This is a genomic window from Actinomadura citrea, assembly GCF_013409045.1.
In the GTDB taxonomy this organism is placed as follows: Bacteria; Actinomycetota; Actinomycetes; order Streptosporangiales; family Streptosporangiaceae; genus Spirillospora; species Spirillospora citrea.
In genome coordinates, this window is sequence record NZ_JACCBT010000001.1 from 5,762,581 (window position 1) to 5,775,159 (window position 12,579).

The 12,579-nt window shown below is 72.6% G+C and carries 15 protein-coding genes; 6 read left to right on the top strand and 9 right to left on the bottom strand.

Annotated elements, in window-relative coordinates; all coding sequences use genetic code 11:
• From BJ999_RS26805 to BJ999_RS26815, 3 genes are read right to left on the bottom strand one after another with little or no spacing between them, the layout of a single operon-like run.
• Entirely contained in the window at positions 1-783 is a 783-nt protein-coding gene (locus tag BJ999_RS26805) for an ABC transporter permease (RefSeq protein ID WP_229810393.1), read from the bottom strand.
• Positions 780-1,601, bottom strand: coding sequence for an ABC transporter permease (locus tag BJ999_RS26810; RefSeq protein ID WP_229810394.1), 822 nt, complete (start codon positions 1,599-1,601; stop codon positions 780-782). The genes BJ999_RS26805 and BJ999_RS26810 overlap by 4 nt, the downstream gene beginning before the upstream one ends.
• A complete protein-coding gene (locus tag BJ999_RS26815; RefSeq protein WP_179835839.1) occupies positions 1,598-2,557 on the bottom strand; it encodes an ABC transporter substrate-binding protein in 960 nt (319 codons plus the stop codon). Before BJ999_RS26815 ends, BJ999_RS26810 begins: the two co-directional genes overlap by 4 nt.
• A 240-nt stretch (positions 2,558-2,797) precedes the next feature.
• Between BJ999_RS26815 and BJ999_RS26820 the strand changes: the two genes are divergently transcribed.
• Positions 2,798-3,343: a pyridoxamine 5'-phosphate oxidase family protein gene (locus tag BJ999_RS26820; RefSeq protein ID WP_179835840.1), complete on the top strand. Its 546-nt coding sequence runs from the start codon at positions 2,798-2,800 to the stop codon at positions 3,341-3,343.
• Here the strand turns inward: BJ999_RS26820 and BJ999_RS26825 are convergent.
• Positions 3,321-3,494: a hypothetical protein gene (locus tag BJ999_RS26825; protein WP_179835841.1), complete on the bottom strand. Its 174-nt coding sequence runs from the start codon at positions 3,492-3,494 to the stop codon at positions 3,321-3,323. The genes BJ999_RS26820 and BJ999_RS26825 overlap by 23 nt on opposite strands.
• A 145-nt stretch (positions 3,495-3,639) precedes the next feature.
• Positions 3,640-4,617: a GlxA family transcriptional regulator gene (locus BJ999_RS26830; protein ID WP_179835842.1), complete on the bottom strand. Its 978-nt coding sequence runs from the start codon at positions 4,615-4,617 to the stop codon at positions 3,640-3,642.
• 124 nt (positions 4,618-4,741) lie between these two features.
• On the opposite strand from BJ999_RS26830, the gene BJ999_RS26835 reads away from it, so the two are divergent.
• From BJ999_RS26835 to lexA, 3 genes are all read left to right on the top strand, one after another.
• Complete coding sequence (locus BJ999_RS26835; RefSeq protein WP_218935250.1) at positions 4,742-5,167, top strand: LPXTG cell wall anchor domain-containing protein; 426 nt, start codon at positions 4,742-4,744, stop codon at positions 5,165-5,167.
• Positions 5,168-5,176: 9 nt separating this feature from the next.
• Positions 5,177-5,842 carry a DJ-1/PfpI family protein gene (locus BJ999_RS26840; RefSeq protein ID WP_218935251.1) on the top strand — a complete coding sequence of 222 codons (666 nt, stop codon included), beginning with the start codon at positions 5,177-5,179 and terminating at the stop codon, positions 5,840-5,842.
• 61 nt (positions 5,843-5,903) lie between these two features.
• Positions 5,904-6,566: a transcriptional repressor LexA gene (lexA, locus tag BJ999_RS26845; RefSeq protein WP_179835843.1), complete on the top strand. Its 663-nt coding sequence runs from the start codon at positions 5,904-5,906 to the stop codon at positions 6,564-6,566.
• Between the two features lie 19 nt (positions 6,567-6,585).
• Here the strand turns inward: lexA and BJ999_RS26850 are convergent, their stop codons facing one another.
• Positions 6,586-7,125 (bottom strand): YciI family protein, encoded by a 540-nt coding sequence (locus BJ999_RS26850; RefSeq protein ID WP_179835844.1) that lies wholly within the window; start codon positions 7,123-7,125, stop codon positions 6,586-6,588.
• 25 nt (positions 7,126-7,150) lie between these two features.
• Complete coding sequence (locus tag BJ999_RS26855; RefSeq protein WP_179835845.1) at positions 7,151-8,482, bottom strand: cytochrome P450; 1,332 nt, start codon at positions 8,480-8,482, stop codon at positions 7,151-7,153.
• A gap of 128 nt (positions 8,483-8,610) precedes the next feature.
• On the opposite strand from BJ999_RS26855, the gene BJ999_RS26860 reads away from it, so the two are divergent.
• Complete coding sequence (locus BJ999_RS26860; RefSeq protein ID WP_268247829.1) at positions 8,611-9,399, top strand: SAM-dependent methyltransferase; 789 nt, start codon at positions 8,611-8,613, stop codon at positions 9,397-9,399.
• An 89-nt stretch (positions 9,400-9,488) separates the two neighbouring features.
• Here the strand turns inward: BJ999_RS26860 and BJ999_RS26865 are convergent, their stop codons facing one another.
• On the bottom strand, positions 9,489-10,334 hold the full coding sequence (locus tag BJ999_RS26865; RefSeq protein WP_179835847.1) for an LLM class F420-dependent oxidoreductase: 846 nt from the start codon (positions 10,332-10,334) through the stop codon (positions 9,489-9,491).
• 68 nt (positions 10,335-10,402) lie between these two features.
• Positions 10,403-10,879 carry a GbsR/MarR family transcriptional regulator gene (locus BJ999_RS26870; RefSeq protein WP_229810395.1) on the bottom strand — a complete coding sequence of 159 codons (477 nt, stop codon included), beginning with the start codon at positions 10,877-10,879 and terminating at the stop codon, positions 10,403-10,405.
• 133 nt (positions 10,880-11,012) lie between these two features.
• On the opposite strand from BJ999_RS26870, the gene BJ999_RS26875 reads away from it, so the two are divergent.
• Positions 11,013-12,578 carry a GMC family oxidoreductase gene (locus BJ999_RS26875; protein WP_179835848.1) on the top strand — a complete coding sequence of 522 codons (1,566 nt, stop codon included), beginning with the start codon at positions 11,013-11,015 and terminating at the stop codon, positions 12,576-12,578.
• Position 12,579: the final 1 nt, after the last annotated feature.

Here is a 12,579-nt window from a genome sequence, read left to right on the forward strand (position 1 = left end):
TCAACCCTCTCGCTGCGACCGGCGCAGGCCGGTGTACCAGTTCAGCAGCCGTGCCTCCGCGAGCTGGAAGATCCCCGACAGCGCGATCCCGACGAGTCCGAGCAGGAGGATCCCGGTCCACATCTGCGGGATCGAGAAGGCGCGCTGGAACTGGATGATCGTGAAGCCGACCCCGTTGCTCGCCGCGAACATCTCGCTGATCACCATCAGGATGATCCCGATGGACAGCGCCTGCCGCGCGCCCGCGGCGATCCGCGGGCTCGCGCCTCGCAGCACCAGATGGACGAGCCGGGACTGCGGGCGCATGCGGTAGCACCGGGCGGTGTCGCGCAGCACCTCGTCCAGCGCGCGCACGCCCTCCACCGTGTTCAGCAGGATCGGCCAGACGCATCCGGAGACGATCACCAGGATCTTCATCCCGTTCCCGATGCCGGCGAACAGCATCAGGATCGGCACGAGCACCGGCGACGGGATCGCCCGGAAGAACTCCAGCACCGGTTCCAGGAAGGCCCGCAGGACGCGCACGGAACCGATCGCGACCCCGAGCGCGACCCCCAGGAGCAGCGCCAGGAGGTAGCCCGCGAGCAGGCGGGCCAGGCTGGGGAGCACGTCGGCGGTCAGGCGGCCGTGGAACCAGGTGTCGTCGAACGCGCCGACGATCCGGCTCAGCGGGGGCCAGAAGAAGTCCGTGCTGCCCGCCGTCGCCGCCCACCACGCCCCGACCAGCAGCGCGGGCACCGTCACCGCCTGCAGGACCCTCCGCAGGACGCCGAGGACGGTCACGAGACCACCTCCCGGCGGATCGACGGGTGCCATCGCAGCACGCGGCGCTCGGTGGCCCGCGCGAGCACGTTGACGACCACGCCGACGAGGCCGACCACGATGACCAGCGCGTACATCGACGCGACCGCGCCCGACCCCTGCGCCACCGCGATCTGCCTGCCCAGCCCCGGCGACCCGATCACGAGCTCCCCGGTGATCTCCAGGATCAGCGCGACCGCCGCGCCCAGCCGGAACCCGGTCACCACGTACGGCAGCGCGGTCGGCCAGATCACGGTCCGCACCTGCGACAGCGGGCCGAACCGGTACGAGCGGGCCGTCTCCCGGGCGATCGGGTCCACGTCCTGCACCCCGTACAGGACCTGCACCAGGATCTGCCAGAAGGAGGCGTACACGACGAGCAGGAGCGTCGAGCGCATCTCGGTGCCGTACAGCAGCACCGCCAGCGGGATCAGCGCCACCGACGGGATGGGCCGCAGGAACTCGATCGTCGAGGCCAGGGCCGCCCGCACGAACGGGACGCCGCCGATCAGGATGCCCAGGACCACGCCCGCCGCCATCGCCACCGCCAGGCCGATCGCCCAGCCGCGCAGCGTCTCCAGCAGCGCCCGCCAGAACACCGGCGTCCCGGCCTGCCCGGCCAGCGCCGAGACCATCGCGCTGAACGGCGGCAGGAAACGCTCCTTCACCAGCCCGGCCCTGGGCGCCGCCTCCGCGACCGCCATGAGGCAGGCCAGGCCGGCGAGGCCGAGGGCCCAGGCGGGAACGGGGCGGCGGCGCCGCCCCTCCCGGCCGCTCCCCGTCGCGACGGCCGACGTCACGGCAGGAGGTCCTTGACGTCCGGGGCCGTCTTGATCAGCCCGTCCTGCACCGCGAGGGCCGAGAGCGTCTTCAGCGATGCGGCGTTCACCTGCGCGGGGTAGGTGGGAAGCGTGAGCGAGCTGGTCAGCGCTGGGTCGATCTTGGTGTAGGTGCCGAGCACCTTGCGCACCGCGTCGGGGTTGTCGGCGGCGTACCCGAGCGACTTCCGCATCGCCGCGGCGAACCTCTTCACCAGCTCCGGCTTGGCGGCGGCGGTCTTCTGGGAGGTGAAGTAGCCCGCGACGGTCAGGTCGGGGGCGGTGTCCACGTAGTTGGACGCGACCAGCCGGCCGCCGTTCTTCAGCGCGGTCGTCAGGAACGGCTCGACGACCTGGACGGCGTCGACGTTGCCCTTGTCGAGAGCCGCGAGCATGTCCGGAAAGGCGAGCTCGGTGAACCTGACGTTCTCGGCGTCGCCTCCGGCCGCCCGGATCGAGGCCCGGACCGTGGTGTCGTTGATGTTGTTCAGGGTGTTGACCGCGACCCGCTTCCCCGCGAGGTCCTTCGCCGACCTGACCGGACTGCCCGTCTTGACGACCACACCCCCGAAGTCCCTGCCCTTGACGCCGGTCGACCCGGCGCCGGGCGCGACGACCTTGAGCGGCAGGCCCTTGGAGCGGGCGAGGATCAGCGAGGTGTAGTTGCTGAACCCGAAGTCGACCTGGCCGCTGACGACGGCCGGCACGATCGCGGCGCCGCCCTGGGCCGAGGCGAGCTCCAGCTTCAGCCCCTGCTCGGCGAAGAAGCCCTGCTGTCTCCCGAGGTAGATCGGCGCCACGTCCACGATGGGGATGACGCTGACCTTCACCGAGGCGGGACCGTCCCCGGACGCGTCCGCACCACCCCCTCCGCTTCCGCACGCGGCGAGGAGGAGGGCGCAAGCGGCGGCGGCCGCGGCCGCGCGGATTCTGATCACGGGGCTTCTCCTGGACGGTCGGGGGGCGCCGCGGGGGCACCGCCGGCGTGTCGGCGATGCTACGAATCTGCAGACGAGATTGTCAACAATTTGTGCGTGAAAGTAGCCGCGCAGATTGCGTGCTAGATCGTTGACATTTCAGGGAATGCCCGTCTGGAACCGGCGCTCGCGTTGCCGGGTCCGGGCCGCCGTGATAGTCCCGGAAGCGGGGCGGTGCCGACCGAGAATCCAGGAGCGATCATGGCGGAGCCGAGCGCGGAGCGGCTGTCCAGTCCCAGCGGCACTCCCCTGGCCGCGTTCACCTGGGCCGACGTGCGGTCACGGCTGGCCGGCAGCGAGACGTACCTGCTCGCGACCTCGGGCCGCGGCGGAGGACCCCACGTCGTGCCGGTGCTGGGCGTCTGGCTGGAGGGGGCCGTCTGCTTCAACACCGGCCGAACGGCCCGCAAGGCGCGCGACCTCGTGCGGAACGGCGGCTGCGCCGTCACCGTGCCGGGCGGCGACGTCGACCTGGTGGTCGAAGGCACGGCGCACCTGGTCCGGGACGCCGACCGGCTGCGACAGGTCGCGGAGCTGTTCCCGGCCAAGTACCCGTGGTGGCATCCCGTCGTCCGGGACGGGGAGTTCTACGATCCGGCCGACACGGCCCTGAGCGACCCGCGGCACGTCTTCGCGGTCGAGCCGGCGACGGTGTTCGCCTTCGGGAAGGAGAAGGGGTTCAGTGCGGCCCGCTGGCGCTTCCAGGACGGGGCCGTGCCGTGGCTCAGGAGGGATCGGACGCGGTGAGCGGGGAACGGGCGGCCGACGTGGGTGAAGTCGCCGCGGTGAAGGAGGCGTAGCGGGCGGCGGTGTGGCACGGGGGCCCGCCCGCCTGGTCGCCGGTCGGGTCCTCGGGCGCGCGTACCTGGTCGCGGTGCGGCTGGTCTGAAGGTGGCATGACTCGTCTCCCGAGGCGACCGAAGGAATCGGTCCGCTCGCTACCGCCCCGACCTCGATCTAAACATCCCGCTGGTGCCGGCGGTGCCCGATCGCGCGAAACGGCGGATCCGCACGTCCACCGGCCGTCGCGCCACGCACCCGGCTCACTGTGCGGTGCTCTGTGCGGTGCTCTGCGTGGCGCGGTAGTGGGACGGGGAGACGCCGTACAGGCCGCGGAACGCCTGGCGCAGCGCCTCCTCGCTGCCGAACCCGCAGCGGGCCGCGATCGTCTCGACGGTCAGCGCCGTGCCGGTCAGCAGGTGCGCCGCCGCCTCGCCGCGCGCCCGGCGCACGAACCGTCCCGGGGTCATGCCGAGTTCGGCCAGGAACAGGCGGGCCAGGTGGCGCTGGCTGAGGCCCGCGCGGGCCGCCAGCGCCGCCGTCGAGAGGTCCGCGGCCGGGTTCCCGGCGATGTGCGCGACGGCGTCCTGGACCAGCGAGTGGCGCGCCGAGGGCGCCGTGAACATGCTCATCTGTGCCTGGTTTCCGGGGCGCTGCAGGTACGTCACCAGTTGTCGCGACACGCTCCGGGCCAGGTCCGGGCTCACGTCGGCCTCGATGAACGACAGCGTGAGGTCCAGGGCGGCGGTCACGCCGGCGGACGTGCAGACCCGCCCGTCGGACACGAAGATCGGCCCGCTGTCGAAGTCGACGGCCGGGAACCGGCGCGCCAGGAAGTCGGCGTGCTCCCAGTGGGTCGACGCCCGCCGTCCGTCCAGGAGCCCGGCGGCGGCGAGGACCCCGGCGCCGGTGCACACCGACGCCACGCGGCGCGACTCCAGGCCGAGCCTGCGCACGTGCGCGACCAGCCGCTTGTCCTCCATCGCGTCGACGTAGCCGATGCCCCCGGACACCACCAGCGTGTCGAGCGGTCCGGCGGCGCGCTCCAGCGACCCCTGCGCCTGCAGCGTCAGGCCCGTCCCGGTGTGGATGGGCCTGCCGCCCGGCGAGGCCAGCGTGACCTCGTAGACCCCGCGCCGGTTCAGGAAGTTGGCCACCTGGAGCGCCGACACGACGCAGGCGATGTCCAGCAGTTCGGCCGCCGGGTAGCCCACCACGAGGACGCGCCGTAGTTCGTACATACCGCCACGATATTGCTCGATACGGCACCTATGACCTATGTCCGATAGACAGCCACCCCAAGTTTTCGGACCTGTCCCCCGTCCGAGACTGGCGGACGCGCCCCGGCGCGCCGAAGGTGATGCCATGGCTACCACGTCCCGCCCCCTGGATCCCGGTCCACAGGCCCCCGCACACCGGCGCACCACCTGGCCGCGGCTCGCAATGCACTACGTCGAGATGGTGCTCGCGATGTTCGCCGGGATGCTCGTCTTCGGCGGCCTTCGGGCGCTTCTCGGGCTCACGGTCGACTTCGACGCGCATCCGGGCGCCCACTACCTGCTCATGGCCACCGACATGGCGATCGGGATGGCCGCGTGGATGCTCCTGCGCCGCCACGGCCGGGCCTGCACGCTGGAGATGTGCGCCGCGATGTACGTGCCCGCGGTGCTGGTCCCGCTCGTGTGGGCCGGCGTCATGAGCGGGATGGCGTTCATGACGGCCGCGCACGTCCTGATGATGGTCGCGATGCTCGGCGTGCTGCTCCGGCGCCGGCGCGAGTACCACCACTGAGCCGCCGCCATGACCACTCCCGACATCACGGTCGTCATCCCGCTGTACGACCGCTTCACCGCCCTGGACGTCATCGGCCCGTACCAGATGCTGGCCCTCACCCCCGGCGTGCGGGTGGTGTTCGCCGCCGAGCAGGCCGGGCCGGTGCTCGACGACTGCCGCACCCTCCGGTTGACCGCCGTGGGCCTCGACGAGGCGCCGCGCCCGGACGTGGTGGTCGTCCCCGGCGGGCCCGGCACCGTGCACGTCCTGGAGGGGGCGCTCCCCGCCTGGCTGCGCGAGGTCCACCCCGCCACCCGCTGGACGACCTCCGTGTGCTCCGGTTCCCTCATCCTCGGCGCCGCCGGCCTGATCGACGGACTGCGCGCGACCACCCACTACCGGCACCTGGACAAGCTCCCCCTTTTCGGCGCCGTCCCGGCTCAGGAGCGCGTGGTGGTCGAGCGCGACGCCCGCGTCGTGACCGCCGCCGGCGTCTCCAGCGGGATCGACATGGCGCTGCGGCTGGTGGAGTTCCTCACCGACACGCGGACCGCCCAGGCCGTCCAGCTCTGGACGGAGTACGACCCGCGGCCTCCGTTCGACGCCGGCTCCCCGTCCCGCGCGCCCGAGGACGTCGTGGCACTGGCCGCCGCGTTCGAAACGGCCGCGCTGGAGGCCGCCACGCGCTCCTGAGGACCACCGCCCGGCGCGCGTCCCGGCCGCTCCCGGGCGCCGCGCCCCTACAATTCCGTGGGTGACCGCCTACAGTGATCTTGACCCGTTCGGGGACCTGGACGCCTCCGCGCTGCCCCCGCGCCAGCAGCGGATCCTGGCCATGATCCGCGACTGGGCGGTCAGGTACGGGTACGCGCCGAGCACGCGCCAGATCGGCGACGCCGTGGGCCTGCGGTCGCCGTCGTCGGTGTCGCGCCACCTGGCGAGCCTGGAGGACAAGGGCTTCCTGCGGCGCGGCGACGCGGTGGCCCGCCCGATCGACGTGCGCGTGTTCCTGCGCGAGGGCCCGCCACGGGAGTCCGCCGACGGCCCGGTGACCGTCCCCGTGGTCGGGGACATCGCCGCCGGTTCCCCCATCCCGGCCGAGGAGCACGCCGACGACACGCTGCTGCTGCCCCGCGAGCTCACCGGGCGCGGCACCGTCTTCGGGCTGCGCGTGCGCGGCGACTCGATGGTCGACGCCGCGATCTGCGACGGCGACATCGTCGTGGTCCGCCGGCAGCCCGAGGCCCATTCGGGCCAGATCGTCGCCGCCATGATCGACGGCGAGGCCACCGTGAAGGTGTACCGGCGCCGCGACGGCCACGTGCTGCTCGAACCCCGCAACCCCGCCTACGACGTCATCGACGGCGACGAGGCCGCCGTCCTCGGCATCGTCGTCTCGGTCCTGCGCAACGTCTGACGCGGGGGGTCGGGCGAGGTCAGCGGCGGCCGCCGAACTCCCATGGGTGGACCTCGACCGCGGCGTAGCGGTCCTGGGTCAGGATGGTGCGGGCGGCGCCCGCGTCCGGGGCGCGGAGCAGGGCGGCCGTGCCGAGCCAGGCCTCGCCGTCGTCGGAGAGCAGGGGGCCGTAGGCGATCAGGTCGTCGTCCGCCGGGACGTCGAGGTCGGCGGCCTCCCCCTCGCCCAGGCCGATGACCAGGAAGCGGTCGCCGCCCGTCCGGCCGCCGGGGAAGTCCCACATCGTGCGGCCCAGCGCGTTGCGCCACCGGCGGACCATGACGTCCCTGTAGGCGCCCGCCTGGTAGTTGGGCTCGTCGAAGGCGAACGCGCGGGCGGCGGCGGGATCGGGCAGGTCGACGATGTGGACGCTGCCGCTGGGGACGTCGCCGACGAAGGTCGGGCCCCGGGCGATCAGCTCCTTCTCGTACCGGTCCATGTAGGACCAGTGCTGCTCCCCCAGTTCCTCGCGGAGCCCCATCGAGCCGGCACGGTCACGGTGGTAGCAGAAGAACTCCATCCGGTTGTTCTACCACCCGCCGGGCTCAGGCGGACTCGCGCGGGGTGACGGTCAGGTGGATGTCCTCGGCGGCCCAGAGGACGAAGCGTTCGATGGGAGTGACCGTCTGGCCGGGCGCCGACCGGAAGGCGAAGCGCCTGAGCAGGACGGCCAGGACGAGCTGGGCCTCCACCGTCGCGAGCGCGGCGCCCTCGCAGCTGCGCGGGCCGATCCCGAAGGGGATGTACGCCAGGCGCGGGCGGCCCGCCGACGCCTCCGGCGCGAACCGGCCGGGGTCGAACGTCTGCGGGTCGGGCCAGTAGTCGGGGTTCGTGTGCACGGCCCAGAACGGGTAGAAGATGGTCGTCCCGGCCGGGACGGTGTAGTCGCCGAGCACGATGTCCTCGGTGGCCTCCCGCGCGCCGTACGGTCCCGGCGGGTACAGCCGCATGGTCTCCCGGAGCACCATGTCCAGGTAGGTCAGCCGCTTGAGGTCGGCGTACTCGGGGACGAGCCGGTCGCCGAGCACGCGGTCCAGCTCCTCGGCGACGCGCGCGGAGGCGTCCGGGTGCCGGGCCAGCAGGTACAGCGTCCAGGAGATGGCGACGCCGGTGGTGTGGTGGGCGGCGAGCATCGTCATCAGGACCGTGTCGCGGATCCGCGCCGGGGACTCGCCCGCCTCGACCAGGGCCGCGATCAGGTCGCTGCGCCCGGCCGGCGCCGAGTCGCCGCGCTCGCGGTGCGCGGTCAGCACCTGGTCGACGGTGGCGCGCAGGTAGGCCAGGGCCTCCTGGGCGCGGCTCCCCGCCCCGTCTCCGGCCTGGCCCATGTACTCGGTGAGGACGGTCTCGAACGCGGACACGACCCGCGCGGCCGAGTCCGGCGACTCCAGGCCGCTGCCGAGCGCGTACTGGCAGATCATGCGCAGCGACAGCTCGCTCAGGTCCTGCTGGAGCGCGACCGGGCCGTCGTGCGCCTCCCACCGGTCGGCCAGCTCGGCGGCGAGCGCGGTGAAGCGGGCGAAGTGCGCTTCGTGGGAGGGGCGACCGGCCAGCACCGACAGCATCACCCGGCGCCAGGGGCCGTGCTCCTCGGCCGGGATCGTCTGCAGGTTGCCCGACTCCTGGAGGGGCGCCAGGAACTCGAACAGCTTCTCCGGCCGCTTGTTGATCTTCGCGGTGGCCTCCAGCAGCACCGGGTCGGCCACCGACACCGCCAGGCCGGCGCCGGGCAGCGGGAACCGCACCACCGGCCCGTACTCGGCGTGCAGCCTCAGCTGGTATTCGTGCAGCCCTCCGGCCGCCGCGATGGCCGCCGTCCCATCGTCCTCCGTGGGCGGACCGGGGATATCCGATGGGGTACCGGCGTCGCTCCGCATTCGCGCCCTCCGCGTCGGCATCGTCGTTTCGGTTGTTTCCGGGTTGATCGCAATGCTTACATGTCCCGGGTAACTTCGCGACATTCTCCAGGCCGGAAGTCGCGACGCCGCGAGCCGGGGAGAGGACGCTGGACACCGTCGATCCGCACACGCCGAACGTCCCGCGGATGTACGACTACCTTCTGGGTGGAAAGGACAACTACGCCGCCGACCGGGAGGCCGTGGAGGAGGTCGTCAAGCACGCTCCCGACACCCCCTTCATGGCGCGCCAGAACCGCGCCTTCCTGCGGCGCGCCGTGCGCTTCCTCGCCGAGTCCGGGATCCGGCAGTTCATCGACATCGGCTCCGGCCTGCCCACCCAGGGCAACGTGCACGAGATCGCCCACCAGGTCGCGCCGGACTCCCATGTCGTGTACGTCGACATCGAGCCGGTCGTGCTGGCCCACGGGCGGGCGCTGCTGGCGGGGACGCCGGAGGTGACCGTCATCCAGGGCGACGCCCGCCGCCCGGGTGAGATCCTGGCGAACCCCGAGCTGAACGGGCTCATCGACTTCGACCGCCCGGTCGCCGTGCTGATGCTGGCCGTGCTGCACTTCATCGGCGACGGCGACGACCCGCCCGGGATCGTGGCGCGGCTCCGCGAGGCGATGGCCCCCGGCAGCCACCTGGCGCTGTCGCACGTGACCGGTGACTTCGACGCCGACAGGAGGGTCCGGCACGCGGGCGCGGTGTACGAGCGGGCCACGTACCAGATCACTCTGCGCAGCCGCGCGGCGGTCACGCGGCTGTTCGACGGTTTCGAGCTCGTGGAGCCCGGCCTCACCACCCTGTCGATGTGGCGCCCCGACCCGGGGACGACCGTGCCGCCGCACGCGGACCGCCAATGGTGCTATGCGGGGGTCGGCCGAAAGCACTGACCGGCGCGTCCGCGCCATTGTCTCCGGCATTTCGGACGAGCCCGGCAAAACAGGTTAAAAGCCCTTTTGACTTCGCTCTCCGGCGCGTGTCACAGGCCGAGGCGGGCGGCGTGGCGGGCGAGGAAGGCGACGACCTCGTCGGCGGGCCGGTCCGGCAGCCCCCACATGATCTCGGTGACGCCGGCCTCCTCCCAGGCGGCGACGTCCTCGGGCGAGGGGCGCGCCGCGGCGAGGACGCAGACCTCCGGGCGGCCGGCGCGCCCCGCATCCGCCCACGCCGCGCGCAGGGCGGCGACCTTGGACAGGATGTCCCGCTCGGTCGGGGTGGTCATCCAGCCGTCGGCGTGGGCGGCGATCCACGCGAGGGTCTTCGGGCCGCCGCCCGCGCCGATCAGCAGCGGGACGTGCGGCTGGACGGGCTTGGGCCACGCCCAGGACGGCCCGAACGAGACGAACTCCCCCGCGTAGGAGGCCTGCTCCTGCGTCCAGAGCGCCCGCATCGCCTCCACGTACTCGCGCAGCACCGTCCGCCGCCGGTCGGCGGGCACGTTGTGGTCGGCGAGCTCGTCGGTGTTCCAGCCGAACCCCGCGCCGATCGTGACCCGGCCGCCCGACAGGTGGTCGAGCGAGGCGACGGTCTTGGCGAGCGTGATCGGGTCCGACTCCACCGGCAGCGCGACGGCCGTCGCGAGCCGGATCGTGGAGGTGACGGTGACCGCGGACGCCAGCGCGACCCAGGGGTCGAGCGTGCGCGAGTAGCGGTCGTCGGGGAGCGACTCATCGCCCGTCCCGGGGTGCGCGGCGTCGCGCCGGACCGGGATGTGCGTGTGCTCGGGCACGTAGAAGGTATGGAACCCGTTCTCCTCGGCGGCCTGCGCGGCGGCGGCGGGCGTGATGCCCCGGTCACTGGTGAAGAGCACGATGCCGTGTCGCATACGGCCGATACTAGAACGCGTTCTATCAAGGTGCCGAGGGCGGGGCGACCGCTTCCGGCGGGCACGGTTCAGCGGGACGCCTTGTACTCCTCGAGGAGTGCTTCGAGGCTGCTCACCATGAAGATGTAGAACTCGTGCATCTGCCGGAGGCGTTCGCGCTGGCGCTCGGGGAGGCCGGCGCTGCGCGCGTGCGCGCGCTGGGCGAGGACCAGCAGTTCGGTCGTCGCTTCGAGCTGGTGCTGGAGGCAGCCCGCCCACGCGTCCTCGCGCCACTCGTACACGTACTGGCGGGAGCCCGGTTGCTTGAACCGCCGGACGGTGCCGCTCTCCACCAGCAGGCGCGTCATCTCCGACATCGAGCCCTTGCTGGCGTTCAGGGCGTCCTGCAGGTCCGCCATGGTCATGGGCGTCTCGCTGAGCATCAGGACGCCGGCGGTGCGACCGGCCATGGGGGGCCAGCTCATCGCACGGCCGATGCGCAGGCCGAAGTCGTCGATCAGGGCGTCGCCGCCGGTGGGATCGCCGTCACGGGCGGGGCTGGACACGACCGGCTCCTATTCGATCAAAGAAAAATGAACTTTCACTCTTGACTGAATTAATCGCGGAGGGCAGTCTACCGCCATCAGCGGTTCGGACCTCTCCCCAGCCGCTCACCTGGCCTAACGCAGGAGGTTCGCCATGGCAGACGCGGGCTGGGACATCATCGTCGTCGGCGCGGGCTCCGCGGGCGCCGCGTTCGCCGCCCGTTCCGCAGAGCGGGGCAGGCGAGTGCTGCTGCTGGAGGCCGGTCCCGACTACAGGTCGGGGCAGATGCCGGAGGCGTGGCGGTCGCCGAACCCGGCGCGGGCGCTGATGGACCCGGCCGCCGTCGCGGGCCTGGTCTGGGAGGGCGTCACCTCGTCCCGGACGGACAAGCAGCCGCATGCGCCGTACTGGCGCGGCCGTGGCGTGGGCGGCAGCTCGTCGATCAACGGGCAGATCGCGATCCGCCCGCCGATGGAGGACTTCGCGGACTGGGCCGCCGCCGGATGCACCGGCTGGTCGCCCGAGGACGTCCTGCCGTACTTCGCCCGGCTGGAGGACGACGAGGAGTTCGGCGACGAGCCCTACCACGGGCGCGGCGGGCCGACCCCGATCTTCCGGATGCCGCAGGCGCGGTGGGGCGGCGTGGACGCCGCGCTGTCGGAGGCGGCACGAGCCGCCGGGCACGCCTGGGCCCCGGACGTGAACGCGCCCGGGGCGGCCGGGGTCTCGCCGTACCCGATCAACTCGTGGGCCGGGCGCCGGGTCACCGTCAACGACGGTTACCTCGAACCGGCCCGGTCCCTGGACACCCTCACGGTCCGCGGCGACGCCCTGGTCGACCGGGTCGTCTTCGAAGGCGACCGGGCCGTCGGCGTCCGCGTCATCACGGGCGGGACGGCGGTGACCGAGTACGCCGGCGATATCGTGCTCAGCGCCGGAGTGATCCACTCTCCGGCGATCCTGATGAGGTCGGGCATCGGCCCGGCGGACGACCTTCGCCGCCTCGGCATCGCCGTCCGGGCCGACCTCCCCGTCGGCCGCGCCCTGCAGGACCACCCGATGATCGTGGTCGGGCTGCCGCTGACCGCGGACGCCGCTGTCAAGACGGCCGACGACCGCCACACCAACGTGTGCGTCCGCTACAGCAGCGGGTCGCCCGGCGGCACGGCCCTCGACATGATGTTCGTGTCGCTGAACATGAACGTGCTGTCCATGGAGGGGGCCGACACGCGGTTCCCGGTGGGCGGCTTCGGGGTGTGGCTCAACCAGAACCACTCCCGCGGGGTGCTGACGCTGACGTCCGCCGACCCGCAGGCCCAGCCCGAGGTCCGGGAGCGGATGCTCTCGGACGACCGTGACCTGGCGCGCCTGCGCGATGGCGTCCGCGCGCTCGTCGAGCTGGCGCGCAGCGCGGAGGCCGCCGCAGTCGTCGAGGGATCGGTGGAGGCCGTCAACGACCGCCTGTTCGCGGCGCTGGACGACGACGCGGAACTCGACGATCTCCTGCTGGCCACCGCGGTGGACGCCCAGCACGGCACCAGCACCTGCCGAATGGGCGCGCCCGGTGACCGCCGCGCGGTGGTCGACCCGGCGTGCCGCGTCCTCGGCGTCGACGGCCTGCGCGTCGCGGACGCGTCGATCTTCCCGTCCGTCCCGCGGGCCAACACCAACCTGGCATCGATCATGGTCGGCGAGCTCATGGCCGACCGCTTCAACTGAC